26 protein-coding genes and 1 tRNA gene are annotated in these 17,435 nt (G+C 50.7%); 26 read left to right on the top strand and 1 reads right to left on the bottom strand.

The features are described from left to right. The 24 genes from rplP to AXE77_RS04205 all read left to right on the top strand — a co-directional run bounded on the left by rplP (position 1) and on the right by AXE77_RS04205 (position 13,025). Positions 1-420, top strand: coding sequence for a 50S ribosomal protein L16 (gene rplP / locus AXE77_RS04090; RefSeq protein ID WP_116712250.1), 420 nt, complete (start codon positions 1-3; stop codon positions 418-420). Beyond that, complete coding sequence (gene rpmC, locus AXE77_RS04095; protein ID WP_116712251.1) at positions 420-671, top strand: 50S ribosomal protein L29; 252 nt, start codon at positions 420-422, stop codon at positions 669-671. The genes rplP and rpmC overlap by 1 nt, the downstream gene beginning before the upstream one ends. A 2-nt stretch (positions 672-673) precedes the next feature. Next, the gene (gene rpsQ, locus AXE77_RS04100) at positions 674-940 is read left to right on the top strand and encodes a 30S ribosomal protein S17 (protein WP_004114365.1); all 267 of its coding nucleotides are present in this window, start codon (positions 674-676) and stop codon (positions 938-940) included. Between the two features lie 92 nt (positions 941-1,032). After that, positions 1,033-1,401, top strand: coding sequence for a 50S ribosomal protein L14 (gene rplN / locus AXE77_RS04105; RefSeq protein ID WP_004574089.1), 369 nt, complete (start codon positions 1,033-1,035; stop codon positions 1,399-1,401). Position 1,402: 1 nt separating this feature from the next. Then, positions 1,403-1,738 carry a 50S ribosomal protein L24 gene (rplX, locus tag AXE77_RS04110; RefSeq protein ID WP_116712252.1) on the top strand — a complete coding sequence of 112 codons (336 nt, stop codon included), beginning with the start codon at positions 1,403-1,405 and terminating at the stop codon, positions 1,736-1,738. Continuing rightward, positions 1,735-2,307, top strand: coding sequence for a 50S ribosomal protein L5 (gene rplE, locus AXE77_RS04115; protein ID WP_004129048.1), 573 nt, complete (start codon positions 1,735-1,737; stop codon positions 2,305-2,307). Before rplX ends, rplE begins: the two co-directional genes overlap by 4 nt. A 1-nt stretch (position 2,308) precedes the next feature. Beyond that, complete coding sequence (locus AXE77_RS04120; RefSeq protein ID WP_004114370.1) at positions 2,309-2,494, top strand: type Z 30S ribosomal protein S14; 186 nt, start codon at positions 2,309-2,311, stop codon at positions 2,492-2,494. A gap of 85 nt (positions 2,495-2,579) precedes the next feature. Continuing rightward, positions 2,580-2,978: a 30S ribosomal protein S8 gene (gene rpsH / locus AXE77_RS04125; RefSeq protein WP_004105495.1), complete on the top strand. Its 399-nt coding sequence runs from the start codon at positions 2,580-2,582 to the stop codon at positions 2,976-2,978. A 16-nt stretch (positions 2,979-2,994) separates the two neighbouring features. Continuing rightward, on the top strand, positions 2,995-3,534 hold the full coding sequence (rplF, locus tag AXE77_RS04130; protein ID WP_116712253.1) for a 50S ribosomal protein L6: 540 nt from the start codon (positions 2,995-2,997) through the stop codon (positions 3,532-3,534). 1 nt (position 3,535) lies between these two features. After that, positions 3,536-3,907 (top strand): 50S ribosomal protein L18, encoded by a 372-nt coding sequence (rplR, locus tag AXE77_RS04135; RefSeq protein ID WP_004135717.1) that lies wholly within the window; start codon positions 3,536-3,538, stop codon positions 3,905-3,907. Further along, complete coding sequence (rpsE, locus tag AXE77_RS04140) at positions 3,904-4,632, top strand: 30S ribosomal protein S5 (RefSeq protein WP_004134284.1); 729 nt, start codon at positions 3,904-3,906, stop codon at positions 4,630-4,632. Before rplR ends, rpsE begins: the two co-directional genes overlap by 4 nt. After that, on the top strand, positions 4,632-4,814 hold the full coding sequence (rpmD, locus tag AXE77_RS04145) for a 50S ribosomal protein L30 (protein ID WP_004105491.1): 183 nt from the start codon (positions 4,632-4,634) through the stop codon (positions 4,812-4,814). The genes rpsE and rpmD overlap by 1 nt, the downstream gene beginning before the upstream one ends. A gap of 2 nt (positions 4,815-4,816) precedes the next feature. After that, entirely contained in the window at positions 4,817-5,272 is a 456-nt protein-coding gene (gene rplO, locus AXE77_RS04150) for a 50S ribosomal protein L15 (protein WP_116712254.1), read from the top strand. A 197-nt stretch (positions 5,273-5,469) separates the two neighbouring features. Continuing rightward, the gene (gene secY, locus AXE77_RS04155; protein ID WP_116712255.1) at positions 5,470-6,810 is read left to right on the top strand and encodes a preprotein translocase subunit SecY; all 1,341 of its coding nucleotides are present in this window, start codon (positions 5,470-5,472) and stop codon (positions 6,808-6,810) included. Positions 6,811-6,840: 30 nt separating this feature from the next. Beyond that, positions 6,841-7,401 carry an adenylate kinase gene (locus tag AXE77_RS04160; protein WP_116712256.1) on the top strand — a complete coding sequence of 187 codons (561 nt, stop codon included), beginning with the start codon at positions 6,841-6,843 and terminating at the stop codon, positions 7,399-7,401. Positions 7,402-7,565: 164 nt separating this feature from the next. Beyond that, the gene (infA, locus tag AXE77_RS04165; RefSeq protein ID WP_004129021.1) at positions 7,566-7,784 is read left to right on the top strand and encodes a translation initiation factor IF-1; all 219 of its coding nucleotides are present in this window, start codon (positions 7,566-7,568) and stop codon (positions 7,782-7,784) included. Between the two features lie 21 nt (positions 7,785-7,805). Next, positions 7,806-7,919 (top strand): 50S ribosomal protein L36, encoded by a 114-nt coding sequence (rpmJ, locus tag AXE77_RS04170; protein WP_003842636.1) that lies wholly within the window; start codon positions 7,806-7,808, stop codon positions 7,917-7,919. A 133-nt stretch (positions 7,920-8,052) separates the two neighbouring features. Next, positions 8,053-8,430: a 30S ribosomal protein S13 gene (gene rpsM / locus AXE77_RS04175; RefSeq protein ID WP_004105472.1), complete on the top strand. Its 378-nt coding sequence runs from the start codon at positions 8,053-8,055 to the stop codon at positions 8,428-8,430. Positions 8,431-8,513: 83 nt separating this feature from the next. Then, entirely contained in the window at positions 8,514-8,912 is a 399-nt protein-coding gene (gene rpsK / locus AXE77_RS04180; protein WP_075523699.1) for a 30S ribosomal protein S11, read from the top strand. Between the two features lie 79 nt (positions 8,913-8,991). After that, the gene (locus AXE77_RS04185) at positions 8,992-9,987 is read left to right on the top strand and encodes a DNA-directed RNA polymerase subunit alpha (RefSeq protein WP_116712257.1); all 996 of its coding nucleotides are present in this window, start codon (positions 8,992-8,994) and stop codon (positions 9,985-9,987) included. 77 nt (positions 9,988-10,064) lie between these two features. Beyond that, positions 10,065-10,496: a 50S ribosomal protein L17 gene (gene rplQ / locus AXE77_RS04190; RefSeq protein WP_116712258.1), complete on the top strand. Its 432-nt coding sequence runs from the start codon at positions 10,065-10,067 to the stop codon at positions 10,494-10,496. Positions 10,497-10,626: 130 nt separating this feature from the next. Then, positions 10,627-11,907: an Mbeg1-like protein gene (locus AXE77_RS04195; protein WP_116712259.1), complete on the top strand. Its 1,281-nt coding sequence runs from the start codon at positions 10,627-10,629 to the stop codon at positions 11,905-11,907. Between the two features lie 27 nt (positions 11,908-11,934). Beyond that, positions 11,935-12,846 (top strand): tRNA pseudouridine(38-40) synthase TruA, encoded by a 912-nt coding sequence (truA, locus tag AXE77_RS04200; protein WP_116712260.1) that lies wholly within the window; start codon positions 11,935-11,937, stop codon positions 12,844-12,846. A gap of 93 nt (positions 12,847-12,939) precedes the next feature. Then, positions 12,940-13,025, top strand: a tRNA-Ser gene (locus AXE77_RS04205). An 837-nt stretch (positions 13,026-13,862) separates the two neighbouring features. Here the strand turns inward: AXE77_RS04205 and AXE77_RS04210 are convergent. Beyond that, positions 13,863-14,798, bottom strand: a complete 936-nt coding sequence (locus AXE77_RS04210) for a hypothetical protein (RefSeq protein WP_165846058.1) — start codon at positions 14,796-14,798, stop codon at positions 13,863-13,865. A gap of 414 nt (positions 14,799-15,212) precedes the next feature. Here AXE77_RS04210 and nusA point away from each other — a divergent pair, with 414 nt between their 5' ends. Together nusA and AXE77_RS04220 are read left to right on the top strand one after the other, a co-directional pair. Further along, positions 15,213-16,295, top strand: a complete 1,083-nt coding sequence (nusA, locus tag AXE77_RS04215; RefSeq protein WP_116712262.1) for a transcription termination factor NusA — start codon at positions 15,213-15,215, stop codon at positions 16,293-16,295. A 311-nt stretch (positions 16,296-16,606) separates the two neighbouring features. Then, a partial coding sequence (locus AXE77_RS04220) for a translation initiation factor IF-2 N-terminal domain-containing protein (protein WP_205727526.1) occupies positions 16,607-17,435 on the top strand: 829 nt, incomplete at its 3' end.

The raw sequence follows: 17,435 nt of genomic DNA on the forward strand, positions 1-17,435 counted from the left end.
ATGCTTATCCCAAAGAGGACTAAATATCGTAAGCAGCACCGTCCTACCCGTAGCGGCATGTCTAAGGGTGGCACCGAGATTGCTTTCGGCGATTTCGGTATTCAGGCGCTGGCTCCGGCCTACATCACTAACCGACAGATCGAGGCAGCTCGTATCGCAATGACTCGTTACATCAAGCGTGGCGGTCGTGTGTGGATTACGGTCTTCCCAGATCGTCCATTAACCAAGCACCCGCTTGGTGCGCGAATGGGTTCCGGTAAGGGTGCTCCAGAATTCTGGATTGCCAACATCCACCCAGGCCGCGTAATGTTCGAGATCGGTGGTGTTTCTGAGGACATCGCTCGCGAGGCTTTGCGCCGCGCTATCGATAAGCTCCCAATGAAATGCCGCGTTATTGCGCGTGAAGGCGGTGACATCTGATGCCAGTCGGAACTGCAGACTACACCATCAAGAATTTGAACGAGAAGACTAATGCTGAGATTGAGGGCTTCCTCAAGAAGTCCAAGGAAGAGCTTTTTAACTTGCGCTTCCAGGCAGCAACCGGTCAACTCGAAAACAGCGCTCGCCTCAAGGCGGTCAAGCACGACATTGCCAGGATGTATACTGTCCTGCGTGAGCGTGAACTCGGCATCAGCCAAGAGCCTGGCGCCACTGAGGTCAAGGAGAACTAAGCATGGCTGAGAACCAAGAGCGCAACTTCCGCAAGGTTCGTCGCGGCTACGTCGTGTCCGAGGCCATGGACAAGACGATTGCCGTTGAGCTGGAGCAGCGTTCGACACACCCGCTTTACGGTAAAGTCGTCCGCTCCACCCGCAAGGTCAAGGCCCATGATGAACACAATGAGGCACATATTGGCGACCTCGTGAGTATTATGGAAACTCGGCCTTTGAGCAAGACCAAGCGTTGGCGTCTCGACTCGATTATCGAGCGCGCCAAGTAAACAAGTTCGGCAAGGCTCCGCGCTTCACCTGTGTCTGTTCTTTGCAGCAGACACAGGTGAGTGGGGAGAACCAGCTCGGCTAAGGAGAATCAATGATTCAGCAGGAAACGCGGCTTCATGTCGCCGACAACACGGGTGCTAAGGAATTGCTTGCCATCCGCGTGCTCGGTGGATCGAAGCGACGCTATGCCGGCATCGGCGACATCATCGTCGCCTCCGTCAAGGACGCGATCCCTGGCGGGTCGGTCAAGAAAGGCGACGTAGTTAAGGCTGTCGTCGTCCGTACTGTCAAGGAACATCGTCGTGTCGATGGTTCCTATATTAAGTTCGATGAGAACGCCGCCGTCATTCTCGGCTCTGGCCGTGAACCAAAAGGCACTCGTATCTTCGGACCAGTCGGTCGTGAATTGCGCGATCAGCGCTTCATGAAGATTGTGTCCCTTGCTCCGGAGGTGATCTGATATGGTAGCCAAGATTAAGACCGGCGACCAGGTGAAGGTCATCCGTGGCAAGGATCGCGGCAAAGACGGCAAGGTACTTCGTGTACTTGCCGACGACCGTTTGATTGTTGAAGGCGTTCAGGTCGTTAAGAAGCATGTTCGCGCTACCCAGCAGGGTCAGCAGGCTGGCATTGTTTCGGTTGAGGCTCCAATCCATCGCTCTAATGTGATGGTTATTGATCCAGAAACCAAGCAGCCTACCCGCGTCGGCGTGATTGTTAAGCAAGAGGCTCGTGACGGCAAGGTGAAGACCGTGCGCGTGCGTGTCGCCAAGAAGTCCGGAAAGGAGCTGGCATGACCGATACTACAGTTGAGTTGCCGGCAACTCCGCGCTTAAAGCAACAATACAAGGACGAAATCGTTCCGGCCTTGGAGAAGGAATTTGGCCACACTAATCCTATGCAGGTGGCCCGTGTGCAGAAGGTTGTCGTCTCTATGGGCGTCGGTGCTGCTGCTCGCGATTCCAAGCTCATCGAAGGTGCGATTAAGGATCTCACGTTGATCACTGGCCAGAAGCCAAAAGTTACCAAGGCAAAGAAGTCTGTAGCTCAGTTCCATCTGCGCGAAGGCCAGGCCATTGGTGCTTACGTAACGCTTCGTGGCGATCGTATGTGGGAGTTCTTGGATCGTTTGCTCACTCTGGCTCTGCCTCGTATTCGCGATTTCCGCGGTATCAACGGCAACCAGTTTGACGGTCAGGGTAATTACAACTTCGGTCTTACGGAACAGTCTATGTTCCATGAGATTGATCCTGACTCGATTGATCATCAGCGTGGTATGGACATCACCGTGGTGACTACCACCAAGGACGATGTGGAGGCCAAGTCTTTGCTTAAGCACCTCGGTTTCCCATTCAAGGAGAACTGAAATGGCAAAAACCGCTCTGAAAAACAAGGCGGCCGCTAAGCCGAAGTTCAAGGTGCGCGCTTATACGCGTTGCCAGGTTTGTGGTCGTCCTCACTCCGTGTATCGCAAGTTCGGTCTGTGCCGTGTTTGCCTTCGTGAGAAGGCTCATCGCGGTGAGTTGCCGGGTGTTACGAAGTCCAGTTGGTAAATATCGACGCTGAAGGTCCACTGCCCGAAGACAAATTTTCATATATGGGCGGTGGAAACCACGGCGAGAAAGGGCGTTAGCCCACATGACAATGACAGATCCAATCGCAGACATGTTGACACGTCTGCGTAACGCGAGCGCGGCAAAGCACGATACCGTGGAAATGCCGTACTCCAAGTTCAAGGCGAATATCGCCGAGATTCTGAAGCACGAAGGCTATATTAAGGATTTCGCTGCTAAGGAAGCTAAGGTTGGACAGACGTTGGAAATTACGTTGAAGTATGGCTCCAATGGCCAGCGTTCTATCCAGGGCATCAAGCGCATCTCTAAGCCAGGTTTGCGTCGTTACGCAAAGTCTGATGCTTTGCCAATGCCTCTTGGTGGTCTCGGTATCGCTATTATCTCGACCAGCTCGGGATTGTTGACTCAGAAGGAATGCCTCGATCGAGGCATTGGCGGCGAAATTGTCGCCTACGTATGGTGAGAAAGGAGAGCTGAAGATGGCATCGCATATTGGTAAGCTCCCCGTCGACATTCCTCAAGGCGTGGAAGTAAAGATTGAAGGTCAGTCCTTCAGCGTCAAAGGCGCTAAGGGTTCTGATTCCTATGAAATTCCAGAGGGTATCACCGCGGCAGTTGTTGAGAATCAGATTGTTCTGACTCCAGCTGACGATTTGCGTCCAACTCGTGCAAAGCATGGTTTGGCACGCGCTATCGTCGCTTCCATGGTGAAGGGTGTACATGATGGTTACACCAAGACTTTGGATATTGTCGGTACCGGTTATCGTGCAGTAATGAAGGGCAAGAGCATTGAGTTCTCGCTCGGTTATTCTCACACTATTACCGTTGAACCACCGGCAGGTATTGAGTTCGAGTTGCCAAGTCCTAACCAGGTAATCGTTAAGGGTACTGACAAGCAGATTGTTGGGCAGGCTGCTGCTAACATTCGTAAGCTTCGTGCTCCAGAACCTTACAAGGGTAAGGGTATTAAGTACACCGATGAACGCATCCTGCGCAAGGCTGGAAAGGCTGGTAAGTGATATGAGCGTTAAGATTTTCGGTAAGGGTACCAAAGTCGCACGTTTGCGTCGTCACGCCCGTCTTCGTAAGCGTATTGCTGGCACATCTGAACGTCCTCGTTTAGTTGTTTCTCGTTCTAACCGTCACATGGTTGCTCAGATTGTGGACGATACCAAGGGCATTACTTTGGTGAGCGCTTCCACTTTGACTGCTGACTTCGCTGGTTTCACCGGTACGAAGACTGAAGCTGCAACCAAGGTTGGCGAGTTAGTAGCGGCTAAGGCGAAGGAAGCGGGTATTACCGCTGTTGTCTTCGACCGTGGCGGCAACAAGTATCATGGTCGCGTCGCAGCAGTGGCTGAAGGCGCCCGTCAGGGAGGTCTGGCACTGTGAGCGACAACGAAAAGGAAACCCAAGTGGCTGAAGAAACTCAGAACACTCAGGCATCCGCTGAGGAACGCAACGATGATCGTCGTTCTCGCCGTAACAAGGGCGAGGGCAAGCGTGGCGAGCGTCGTAATCGCCGTGAAGAGAACCGCGGCGAAGAGCTTCTGGATCGCGTAGTTACGATTAACCGTGTTTCCAAGACTCACAAGGGTGGTCGTACCTTTAGCTTTGCAGCACTCGTTGTTGTAGGCGACGGTAAGGGCACTGTTGGTGTCGGTTACGGTAAGTCTCGCGAAGTTCCAGCAGCAATCGCTAAGGGTCAGCTTGACGCCAAGAAGCACATGTTCACTGTTCCACGTATTCGTGGTACCGTCACTCATCCAGTGCTCGGTCACGATGCTGCTGGTACTGTGTTGCTTCGTCCAGCTGCTCCAGGTACTGGTGTAATTGCTGGTGGTGCTGTGCGCGCTGTTATGGAGTGCGCTGGCATTACCGATATCCTCACGAAGTCCATGGGCTCCGCAACTGCTGTAAACGTGGTGCGCGCTACTGTGGACGCTTTGAAGAAGCTCGAGGAGCCAGAAGAGATTTCTGCTCGTCGTGGTCTTTCTCTTGAGGAAGTTGCTCCTGATGCGTTGCTCCGTGAGCGTGCTGCCGGCATTGCCGAAGCTCGTAAGGCTCGCGAAGAAGCTCAGGCCGCCAAGGCAGCTGAAGCAAAGGATGGTGAGTGATGTCAAATTTGAAGATCACTCTGGTGCACGGTTTGGTTCACACCACTGAGCGCCAGCGCGCGAACGTCCATACGCTCGGCCTTCACAAGATTGGTCACAGCGTAGTTCGCGAAGACACCCCCGTTAATCGTGGCTTGGTCATGGCCGTGCGCCACCTGGTGAGCGTCGAGGAGGTCGACTGATTATGGCTAACGAAGAACCAATGCTGCACATGCACACGTTGCGTCCAGCTCCTGGAGCAAATAAGGACCGCATCCGCGTAGGCCGTGGTGAAGGCTCTAAGGGTAAGACCTCGGGTCGTGGAGACAAGGGCACGAAGAAGCGTTATCAGGTACGTCCTGGCTTCGAAGGTGGCCAGCTCCCACTGTATATGCGCTTGCCTAAGTTGCGTGGCTTTAAGAGTCCTTTCAAGAAGGAATTCCAGGTCGTTAACGTTGCAGCTCTTGCTGAGCTCTTCCCACAGGGTGGCGAAGTTACAGTTGCTGACCTTATTGCCAAGGGCGCTGTGCGCGATGGCTACCCAGTTAAGGTTTTGGGCGATGGTGAATTGACCGTTGCTTTGAACTTGAAGGGTATGAAGGCTTCTGCTTCTGCTCAGGCCAAGGTTGAAGCTGCAGGCGGCTCCGTCAGCGAAGAGTAGTAGTTGCTACTGTAACGTTTGATGCAGTGATAAACGAGTGAATAATCCCTCTAGTTTTGGCTAGAGGGATTATTTTTTGCTGGCAAAACCCACCAATACACCATTTCAGTAGGCACCGTGAGATACACTATTGCCTCAGAGTTTGTTTTTTGCACTGATGCGCCTAGGAGTGCGCTAAAAAAGGGAGGAAGACCCAGGTGAAAACGTTAATCCAGGCCTTCAGGACGAAGGAGTTGAGGAATAAGATCCTCTTCGTCTTCGCTATGATTATCATCTACCGTATCGGTTCGTTTATTCCGATTCCAGGTGTTGATTATAAAGTAATTCGTGCTTGTACAGCTAAGTTAGCTTCGTCTAAAGAGAACTTTATTGGGTTGGTCAACTTGTTCTCCGGCGGCTCGCTGTTGCAGCTTTCTATTTTTGCTTTGGGTGTTATGCCGTACATTACGGCTTCCATTGTGATTCAGCTTTTGCGTGTGGTCATTCCGCGCTTCGAAGCGTTGCATAAGGAAGGTCAGTCCGGCGAAACAAAGCTTACGCAGTATACGCGTTATCTAACCATTGGTTTGGCTGTTTTGCAGTCGACAACTATTTTGGTTACTGCTCGTTCTGGAGCGCTTTTCAACTATCAGTGCGGTCAGGTTATTCCTGACGGCAGCATGTGGAGCCTTATCGTCATGGTTTTGATTATGACCGGTGGTACTGGCCTTATCATGTGGATGGCGGAACTTATTACCGATAAGGGTATCGGCCAGGGTATGTCCGTTTTGATCTTCATGTCTATCTGCTCTGGCTTCTTGCCGAAGTTGTGGGAGATTGGTTGGGGCTCTGACGGCTCCAATGGTGACTGGACTAAGTTCTCTATTGTTGCCGGTGTTCTGCTTGTTATTCTTATTTTCGTTGATTTTGTGGAGCTTGCTCAGCGTCGTATTCCTGTGCAGTACACTCGTCGTATGATTGGCCGCAAGATGTACGGTGGTTCTTCCACCTATTTGCCGTTGAAGGTCAATATGAGTGGCGTTATTCCACCAATCTTCGCTTCTTCTATTCTTGCTGTTCCTACATTAGTTGCTCAGTTTGGTGATCATAGTCAAGCTTGGGTGCAGTGGATTAATGAGAATCTTGCAAATTCCACGTCTGCCTGGTACATCGCGTTGTACACGGTTATGATTGTGTTCTTCTGCTTCTTCTACACGGAGATTACGTTTAATCCTGATGAGACTGCAGATAACATGAAAGAGTATGGCGGTTTTATTCCGGGTATTCGTGCTGGTAGCGCAACGAGCCACTATTTGAACTACGTTATGAATAGGTTGAATACGGTTGGTGCTATTTATTTGCTCTTTGTTGCTTTGATTCCTACCGTGTTGATTATGGCTTTGCACTTGAATACTAAGTTGCCATTCGGCGGTACCACAATTTTGATTATTGCTGGCGTTGGTTTGGATACTTTACGCCAGGCGAAGGCTCAGACCGAACAATTCCAGTACGCTGGTTTCTTGTTTGATCATAATGAGCAGAAGCAAGTATCTAAGTAGTGTAAGCGTTGGAAGCATAAGGAGATAAATATGCGTTTGCTGATTATGGGTCCTCAAGGTGTAGGCAAGGGTACTCAGGCTGCTTTGTTGAGTAAGCATTATGGTATTCCTGCTATTTCGACGGGTGATATTTTCCGTTACAACTTGAAGAATAAGACTGAGCTTGGTAAGAAAGTTCAAGGGTATCTTGACAAGGGCGAGTTGGTTCCAGATGAGCTTACCAACAGCATTGTTAAAGATCGCCTTGCTCAGGATGATGCCAAGAACGGTTGGATTCTTGACGGTTATCCACGCAATGCTTCTCAGGTGCAGGCTCTTGACCACATGCTTGAGGAGTTGGGAACTCCGTTAGATCACGTGGTTGCTTTGGCTGCTGAGCGTGAGGTTTTGCTTGAGCGTATGCAGAAGCGTGCTGTTGAGCAGGGTCGTTCTGACGATACTCCAGAAGTAATTGCAAAGCGTTTGGAAACGTACGAGAAGGAAACTTCTCCACTGCTTGATATTTACGAAAGCCGCGGTCAGCTGGTGGAAGTTGATGGCGTAGGTGATATTGCTGATATTAACAGCCGTATCGTTGAATCGCTTAACTAAAGTTGGTGCGCAACTTTTAGTTACGTTGGTGACGTGAAGTAATTTTTAGTAATGCGTCCTTTGCGACACGCCGAGTGTTGCATGGGGCGCATTTACTGTATCATAGAAGATTGGCGTGTCTTCGGATACGTAAAGTAGTATGCCCAAGGATCGGAACGAGGCTCATGGCAAAAGACGGTGTGATTGAAGTCGAAGGCAAGGTAGTCGAAGCGCTGCCGAATGCGATGTTTCGCGTTCAGCTAGAGAATGAACACATCGTATTGGCGACGATTTCAGGGAAGATGCGTAAGAATTATATTCGTATTCTCCCGCAAGATCGCGTAGTGCTAGAGATGAGCCCTTACGATTTGAATCGCGGGCGTATTACGTACCGTTATAAGTAAAGGTACAAGCAAAGGAAAACCATGAAGGTCAGCCCTAGCGTGAAGAGGATCTGCGAAAACTGCCGCGTGATCCGCCGTCACGGCCGCGTCATGGTGATCTGCATTAACCCGCGTCATAAGCAGCGTCAGGGCTGAGCAGATTCCCACCGCGGAATACAAAGGAATAAGGCGCTAAGTCGCAGCGAAAGCTGAACCCTGGGTGCGCAGGCCCAGGCCGTTTCTAACGGAAGACTTGGTGCACGACCTGCGTAACAGTAAAGGAATTACAATGGCACGTCTTGCCGGAGTAGATATTCCCAATGAGAAGCGCATTGAGATTGCCCTCACCTACATTTTTGGTGTTGGTCGCACTCGCGCTAAGGAAACGCTTGCCGCGACCGGTGTTAATCCGGACACTCGCGTCAAGGATCTTACGGATGAACAGTTGATCACCTTGCGTGATTATCTTGAGGCCAATTATAAGATTGAAGGCGATTTGCGTCGTGAAATTGACGCAGACATCCGTCGTAAGATTCAGATCAACTGCTATCAAGGCCAGCGTCATCGCAAGGGTCTTCCTGTGCGTGGTCAGCGTACCAAGACTAATGCTCGTACTCGCAAGGGTCCGAAGCGTACTGTCGCCGGGAAGAAGAAGGCCACCCGATAGTAGTCGGTGGTCGGCTCTAGGCCACGGATATATTTCCATCGTCTAGACATACCAACTCATTCGTCATTAGGAAACGAGGGTCAATGGCAGCTGCAAAGCAAGCCTCGCGCAAGCCGCGTCGCCGGGACCGCAAGTCGGTACCGGTTGGGCAGGCGCATATTAAGTCAACATTCAATAACACGATTATCTCCATCACTGATCCATCTGGCGCAGTACTTTCCTGGGCTTCCGGTGGTGACGTCGGCTTTAAGGGTTCCCGTAAGTCGACTCCTTACGCTGCAGGCATGGCTGCTGAAGCTGCTGCTCGTAAGGCAATGGAGCACGGCCTGAAGAAGGTTGACGTGTTTGTTAAGGGTCCAGGTTCCGGTCGTGAAACCGCTATCCGTTCCCTCCAGTCCGCGGGTCTCGAAGTTGGTTCTATCACCGACGTCACCCCGCAAGCGCATAACGGCGTTCGCCCACCAAAGCGTCGCCGCGTCTGAGCACTCTTACGAATCCATCCATCCAACCCGCTTATGGGCGGCGAGTGCACCACCGACCAGAAGCTGAAAGGATACCAAAGTGCTTATCGCACAGCGTCCGACACTTACCGAGGAATCACTGAATCCCCAGCGTTCTCGCTTTACTATTGAGCCACTGGAACCAGGTTTCGGCTACACTCTCGGCAATTCGCTGCGTCGTACCTTGTTGAGCTCCATCCCAGGTGCTGCCGTTACTTCGGTACGCATTTCCGGAGCTTTGCATGAGTTTACGACTCTGCCAGGTGTTGAAGAAGATGTCACTGAAATTCTGCTGAACATCAAGGGCATCGTGCTCACCAGTGAGTACGACGAGCCTGTAGTGATGTATCTGCGCAAGAATGGTAAAGGTGAGGCCACTGCTGGAGATATTACTCCTCCAGCCGGTGTGACTATTGCCAATCCTGACTTGCATATTGCTACGCTCGCCGAAGATGGTGAACTTGAAATTGAGTTTACTGTTGAGCGCGGTCGAGGCTACGTGCCAGCTCAGATGAATAAGCAGGAGAACAGCGAAATCGGCCGCATTCCTGTGGATTCGATCTACTCACCAGTTTTGAAGGTGAGCTATAAGGTCGAAGCTACCCGCGTGGAACAGCGCACGGACTTCGATAAGCTCATCCTGGATGTGGAAACCAAGCCAGCTATTACACCGCGCGATGCTGTTGCATCCGCTGGTTCGACCTTGGTAGAGCTTTTCGGTCTTTGCCGTGAGCTTAATCTTGAGGCCGAAGGTGTGGAAGTTGGTCCAGCACCAGCTCACGATAATAGTGATTCTCAGCTGGCTATCCCGATTGAAGATATGAATCTTACGCAGCGTAGCTACAATTGCTTGAAGCGTGAGGGTATTCATACTGTCGGTGAATTGGTAGTTCACACTGAGCAGGATTTGCTCGATATTCGTAATTTCGGCATGAAATCCATCGATGAAGTTAAGGAAAAGTTGCAGACCATGGGTCTGTCTTTGAAGGCTTCGCCGATTGGCTTCGACGCCAACAACCTCGAAGGTGGTACTTTCTTCTCGCCTGAAGACGAGTAAAGTCCGCCTGCAATCGTCGTAACATTCGGATGTTCGGGTTGATGCCCACCTGAATGATACGGCAATAAGGAGTAATAATGCCTACACCGAAACAAGGCCCTCGTCTGGCTTCTAGCCCGGCTCATGAGCGCCTGATGCTGGCCAATATGGCGACCAGCCTCTTCCAGCACGGTCGTATTGTGACGACGTTGCCAAAGGCAAAGCGTCTTCGTCCGCTTGCTGAGCGTTTGATTTCATTCGCTAAGCGTGGCGATTTGCATTCTCGTCGTCGCGTGTTGCGAGTTGTTCGCAACAAGTCCGTGGTTCACGTTCTTTTCACTCAGATTGCTGAGCAGATGAAGCAGCGTGAAGGCGGCTACACCCGCATCGTGAAGATTGCTCCACGTCGTGGTGACACCGCTCCTCAGGCAATTATTGAGCTGGTAACTGAACCAGTAAGCCCAAAGAAGGCTGTTGTGAAGGAAGCTGAAGCAGCTACTAAGGTGGCCTCTGAAGAAGCCGCTGAGTAGTTAGCATCTCAGCTGATTCATCGGTAGAGTGAATCTTAAAATAGAGCGTAAAATCGCTTTTTGAAAGAATCGCTACAGCGAGCCGAGGTTAATTCCTCGGCTCGTTTTTTATTTGTATTATTATTAAATTATGTCGAATATTCTTGATTTGTTACGCAACGATTTCCGCACCTTCGCTCAGCGAAAGTTTAATGCGGTTGATGCGTTGATTTTGTGCGAGTTAGCTTATATTAATATGCCAGAATTTGTGCCGCAGTATGCTGCAAATCCTAAGGATATCTCGACTGTTCCTGTTACTGAATTGTTGCGGTCTGAATATTTTTCGTCAATGTTTTCTTCAGGCTCCGTTAAAATCGACAGGTTCCGCCGAAAGCTGCTTTTTGCTGTAGCTGCAAGTCCAAGATACCGTGGTTTGCGAGTTGGTGAAAAGCTTGAGCGTTTTGACAAATCGAATATTGATGAGTCGTGTGAACAGCAGTTTGCTGGAGTGACTTTTGATCTTAGCGAGTGTGAGGGGATTGACAATCCGCATACGTTGGTTGTGTCGTATCGTGGTACAGACAATACGCTTGTTGGTTGGAAGGAAGATTTTAACATGGCTTTCCGTTGCCCGGTTCCAGCGCAGGAGTCGGCTGCGGAATATCTTATTTCGATAGTGCAACGTTATAGTAAAAATTATGCTAATAAAAACTTTTTGCAGAAAATTTTAGCGTACTTTTCAAAGTCGTCTTCTTCTAACTTTTCTTCTAACTCTTCTTCTAACTCGTACACTTCAAAATCTTCCCTTTCAAATCAGCCTAATAATAATCCTAATATTATTGTTGTCGGCCACTCAAAAGGCGGCAATATGGCGGCTTATGCGTCTATGCGATTAGATGCTGAGGATGAAAAACTTGGAAATCTTGTGTCAAAAATCTACTCTATGGACGGCCCTAGCTTTGGTTCGGATGTTGTTGATCCTGCGGTTTTTGCGCACGTTTCTAGCAGAATCGAAAAAGTTGTGCCGCAGTCTGCTTTTATTGGGTTGATTATGGATACTGGGGTGCCGTATAAAGTCACGAATGCCGATTCTATTGGCTTAATGCAACATTTTGGCATGTACTGGCAAGTTAAGAATGGCGACTTTGATTATTGCGATTGCGTAACTCCGCGCGCGCTGGCAGTTTCTAAAGCGGCGAACGAGTGGATGATGAATTTGCCGTTTGATGAGCGAAAGCGGCGAATTGACAGTGTTTATAGCATTTTTAACAGTTTAGGGTACTCTACTTTTGACGAGATGTCTTCGCATTGGTCGGAGGTTGTTCCTAAATTATTGAAGATTGCAATGCACATGGATTCAAAGTCTTACGAGCTGATTCGTAGCGTTATTAGCGCTTTTGCGCTCGCAGGCGTGTCGGATAAGAAAAGCTAGTTGAAAGTCTGTTTGGAGAGGTTTTGGATGAGGCTTCGTTTGGATTTTGCGTACGACGGTGGCGATTTTTACGGTTGGGCTAAGCAGCCGGCGTTGCGTACGGTGCAGGGCGAGTTGGAGGCGGCGTTGCACAAGGTTTTGCGCGTGCCGGAAGGTGAAGTTGGTGAGCCACTGCGTCTTACTGTTGCGGGGCGCACGGATACTGGTGTGCATGCGTCGGGGCAGGTTTGTCATTTGGACGTTTCTGAGGAAACGTTGCAGCGTTGCGTTGGGCATACGGATCTCACTGCGGTTGCCGCGTTGGAATACCGGCTGCGGCATGTGTTGCCGGATGATATTGCGATGCACAAGGTGAGCGTGGCGCCTAGTGGTTTTGATGCGCGTTTTTCTGCTTTGGAACGCACGTACGTGTACCGTTTGGCGGATGGAGCGTGTAGGGCTGCGTCTGATCCTCGCATGCGGGGTTTTGTGTTGCAGCTCGATGATGCGTTGGATGTGGATGCTATGAACGCGGCTGCTCGGCTTATGGTTGGCTTGCGCGATTTTGGTTCGTTTGCGCGACCAAATCCTGGGGGGACTACTATTCGTGAGGTGAAACAGGCGCGTTGGGAGCGTGTTGGTGGTGCTGGCGGTGTGCAGAGGCGTGGCACTGGTTGTGTGCCTGCACTTGAGGATGGATTGCTTGAGTTTACTATTGTTGCTGATGCTTTTGCGCATAATATGGTGCGATCTTTGGTTGGTGCTTCGGTGCAGATTGGGCGCGGTAAGCGTACGCTTGACTGGTTTGCGGAGAAGATTGCTACGCCACTTCGTGAAGGTTCGACGGGGCCGATTGCGCCTTGCGGATTGACTTTAGAGTATGTGGCGTATCCGCCGGATGAAGATCTTGCGTCGCGTGCGGAGCTGATTCGCGCTCGCCGTGATTCTGCTGAGTTATAGCGTTTCAACGCGCCATAAATTTATATTCGCAGTATGGTTTATAATTGAAAAGTTGCATTTGTGTTTGCGTTGTTACGCATCTCAGTTGCATGTGGATGAATGTCCGAGCGGTCGAAGGAGCACGCCTCGAAAGCGTGTGAGGGCGAAACCCTCCGCGAGTTCGAATCTCGCTTCATCCGCGAATTAACCAAGCCTAAAGCATGTAAGTTGCTTTAGGCTTTTTTAATTCGCCGAGCTTGCTCAGGTTGAAAGTCCGGGGGACTTCCAACCTGAGCAAGCTCGGTCTGCCTTCGTCTCGATTGACGAAGGCAGGGCGGATTAGTGGGGTGTAAGTCCACAAATGCTCGCATGTTTCCTCGTAAATGTGGACTTGGGTGGGGTGTAAGTCCCCAATTGTGCGCATATCACCCTGCGTTTGTGGACTTGGGCGGGGTGTAGCGCTCGCGCGAGCGCTGACTGCACCAGTGTTCCAAAACAAGCAAAATGAGACACTCACGCAGTGCGACGACTGCACGCGGGTCTGAAGAACGGGATTAAGAGACCCTAACGCAGCACTCCGGCTGCACCAGTGTTCCAAAACAAGCAAAATGAGACACTCACGCAGTGCGACGACTGCACGCGGGTCTGAAAACCGCTAACTAGAGACCCTCGCGCAGCGCGAGTGTCGGAATTGAGTGTTATTAACGCAGTACGCAAACTGCGCGAGCGCTTTGACTGAGCTTGAAATCATTGGGATTTCAAGCTCCTTCAAAGCGGGAACTCGCTTAGGTTGGAAGTCCGGGGGACTTCCAACGCGAGTTTCGTAGCGAGCGCGTTATCCGCGCGAGCGTTACTAATGCAGTACGTGTTCCGCTGGCAGAAAAAGGGCGGCGGCGTTATCCGCGCGAGCGTTACTAATGCAGTCGATCATCTGCGCCAATAACGAAAAACGGCATTGAGTGTTACTAACGCAGAACAGAATATGCGCATATCGCCTCGTTTTTGTTGCCGCTCAGTTTACTTCACTTATTTCAGAACTACTTTAGAACCAGCTTTTCGTCTGCAGGGTAGCCGAGTGAGTAGGCGCGCAGTAGTCGTGAGGTGATTAGCTTGATAATTGCGTCCTTGAGTGCTTGCGCTGCTCTTACTTGCGTATCGGAATAGTGTCCGTCGGCTCCGCTCGCAGGCCTTCCTTCGCCAGCGTTCGTGTCGGTGCCATACTGTGAGTCGTTTTTGCGTTTTGTGGTGGAGATATCCGTGTTTCCTTCAAAAGATTTAAGTTCGGCGCGTGCGCAGTCCATGTAGGCGATTGCAGCTATAGGTAGATCAATGTTGCTTGCATTATCTCGCGCTTTCCCGCTGGCTAAGGCTTGTGGTGGAATGTCGTACGCATTGTTGCGCAAGTCTTCGTCTGCTCCCACTCCTGCTGCATGAATGAATCCTTGCGAGTTGCTTGCTGCCATGTCGCTATCTTTGAGTGTTACTCCATTTATTTTTTTAGCAGCCAGCGTTTGTAGGATGAAGGCGATTTGGTTTTCTGCTTTTGCCACTTGCACGAGTGGTTCGCGGCTCCATTGTATGTGTTCGTAGCTTTCGAGTACGTTTCGTAGTTGCGCATAAGCTTCAAGCTCTGTTTGCTGGGCGTATGCTGTCGGGTCTGCGACGGCTTCAGCTCCTTGTGCTCCGCTTTGTCCGCTGATAAGTAGCCATTGGTTTTTTGCGCGGCGGGCAATTGCTTCGCTGAGTCGTCCTGGGCATTGTTGCGCTACGGTTTCCCAGTTTTTGATTGATTGCTTCCACTCAGTGTCGGTTGTGACGGTTTTGTTGGTGGTTGGTTTGATGTTGCTTTGCGCATTATTTTGGCTGCGTTTAGCTTTGTGGTTGTCGTCGCTTTTTGAGACTTCGTTTGGCGTTATTATGCGTTGACTGTGTTGTGCCGAAAGATACGCTTGTGCGCAAACGTCTTGCGGCATAGACGTTTGGGCAGGATGTTGAATATGAATGTTTTGTGACGTTTCGCAAGCGTTAAGTAGTGGAAGGGTTCCTGCGCAGATTAGCACTATGATTGACGTGGTGAATATGCGTCGTGCATGTGTGCGTTGGGCTTTTCTCGTGGCTTTTCGTATAGCCTTTTGCATGGTTTGTGCCAAAACATTAAGTGTCTGCATAATCTACTAAAATAGCCACTGACTCTGACCTATGGTGCTGTTTTGTCAGTGCTTTGATGAGTTTTGCTAGCCGTTAAGCGTAGTCGGTACCTTCTCAGAAGTAAGCGGCGCTTGGGTTTTGCAAGTATATTAATCGTGAGTATTACTCATTGCGATTAATAGACATAAGTTAATATAAATAATCATAAGTGAATGTGTTATAACGAGAGGACGTGCGCGATGGAATTGGATTTGGCGGGAATGCATCAGCTTGCGGCACAGCAGGGGATTAATGCCGAAGAGCTGGACGAGGCACTCGCCGAGGCCTTGCGTCTTGCGTATATGAAAACCGCTCATCCTGCAAAGCATGTGCGTGTGGAGTTAGACGAACGTTCAGGTTCGTTTACCGTGTGGGCTAGGGATGAGATTCCCGGAAAGCCTACTGAAGATAATCCGTATCCTGCGCCAACGTTGGGAGAAGAGTACGACGATACTCCTCGCGATTTTGGTCGTCTTGCTGCAGCAACAGCTCGTCAAGTTATTAGTCAAATCTTCCGTAAGGCTGAAGATGATCGCGTATTTGGCGCTTTTTCTGGTCAAAAGGGCAAGTTGATTAACGGCATTATTCAGCAGGATGCTAAAGATGCTGCTAATATTCATGTTGCTGTTGGCGATGTTGAAGCTATTTTGCCACGTCGTGAACAGGTTCCAGGCGAACGTTATCGTCACGGTGAGCGCATCCGTGTATACGTGGTGAACGTTGCTCGTGGTCTTCGTGGCCCAGAAATTGTGGTTTCCCGTTCACACCCTGAGTTGGTTCGTCGTCTTTTTGAGCGTGAAGTTCCTGAGCTTATCTCTGGAGCTGTTTCGATTATGTCGATTGCCCGTGAAGCTGGCGCTCGCACGAAGATTGCTGTGCGTGCAAATACTGAGGGTGTAAACCCTAAGGGTGCTTTGATTGGCCCTGGTGGTTCCCGCGTTCGTGCAGTTATGGAAAACTTGGGTCAAGAAAAAATTGATATTGTCGACTGGTCGGATGATCCAGCAAAATATGTTGCCGCAGCACTTTCTCCAGCAACTGCAACGCAAGTGCAGGTTGTTAGCGAGAAGAATCAGACTGCTGTAGCTTATATTCACGATGCACAACTTTCGCTTGCAATTGGTAAGGAAGGTCAGAACGCTCGTTTGGCTGCAAAGCTGACGGGTTGGAAGATTGGTATCGAATCTGCTGAAGAGCATGCTAAGAAGGTTGCTGCAGCTCAGGCTGCCCGTGAAGCTAAATTAGCTCAGGCTGCTGCTTCCAACGCTGCAGACGCCGAATAAGCTGTAATAGGGAAGCGCCGAAGGTAGTTTATTGTTTACTACGGTTTGGCGCTTCTTTGCTGCTTACTGAGCATGCTGATTGTCTAAACGCAATCTCTTTTGTAGTTTTTGGCGACACTCGCTGCAATCCAACGTTTCGAGTATGCTGAAAGCTGGAATCTGGGCGGTTGACGGTTGCCATCGTCCAGCGGGAGACGAGGTATAAGATCATGGTCGCACGATGATATATCGCACGATAATAAATAACAAGCTCGCAATAATGTAACGTGGCCGCGCGCGCTAGCGCTGCCACAGACAGAGGAGAACACTGAGTGGTAAAAAAGCGCGTGTATGAACTGGCCAAGGAATTTGGTGTAGACAGTAAAACCGTGTTGGAGCGTTTGAAGAGTATGGGCGAATTCGTTAAGTCCGCTTCTTCTACTGTTGAAGCTCCAGTAGTGCGTCGTTTGCAGACGGCGTTGGCTTCCGACAATAATCAGTCGGCAAAATCTTCCGGTGCAGCTAAGCCTGCTGCTTCAAAAGTTAAGTCGCCGTCACCTGCGGCACCTCATAATCCGCAGTCTGCTGCCAGTAAGCCTGTTGACGCTTCTGAAGCTGCTCAATCTCATTCTGCTGATAACGCTGTTAATAAGGCTGAAAATCATAGTGAAAAGGATGCTCAGCCTCATCATGTTGTACCAAAACCTGGTGCTGGTGTAGCAGCTGGCGGGCATGCTCGTAATAATAATCATGCTCCTCATGCTGGTTCCGGCGAGGCTAAGCGCGGCGAACGCGGCGAACGTCGCAACGACAGCCGTAACGAATCTCGTAATGAAAACCGCCAAGGTCAGTCTCGTGGCGATCGTTCTCAGATGCCTCCTCGTCCTCGTCCACATCAAGCGGGTCAGGGTGCTGGTGCTTCAGCTCCTCGTCCTGGTAATAATCCATTTAGTCGTAAGCAGGGTATGCGCGCCCCTACACCGGGTGATATTCCGCGCCCGCATCCGATGTCTCGTCCGGGTGCTGACGCTGGACGCCCAGGACGCCCGGGTCAGGGTGCTGGTGCGGCGGGTGCCCAAGGTTCTCGTGGCGAGCGCGGAGGACGTTCACGCGCAGGTCGCTCAGGTCAAGGTGGGGCGCGCCCATCGCAGTGGTCGGGTC

The sequence above is a fragment of the Gardnerella massiliensis genome (genome assembly GCF_003408845.1).
In the GTDB taxonomy this organism is placed as follows: domain Bacteria; phylum Actinomycetota; class Actinomycetes; order Actinomycetales; family Bifidobacteriaceae; genus Bifidobacterium; species Bifidobacterium vaginale_H.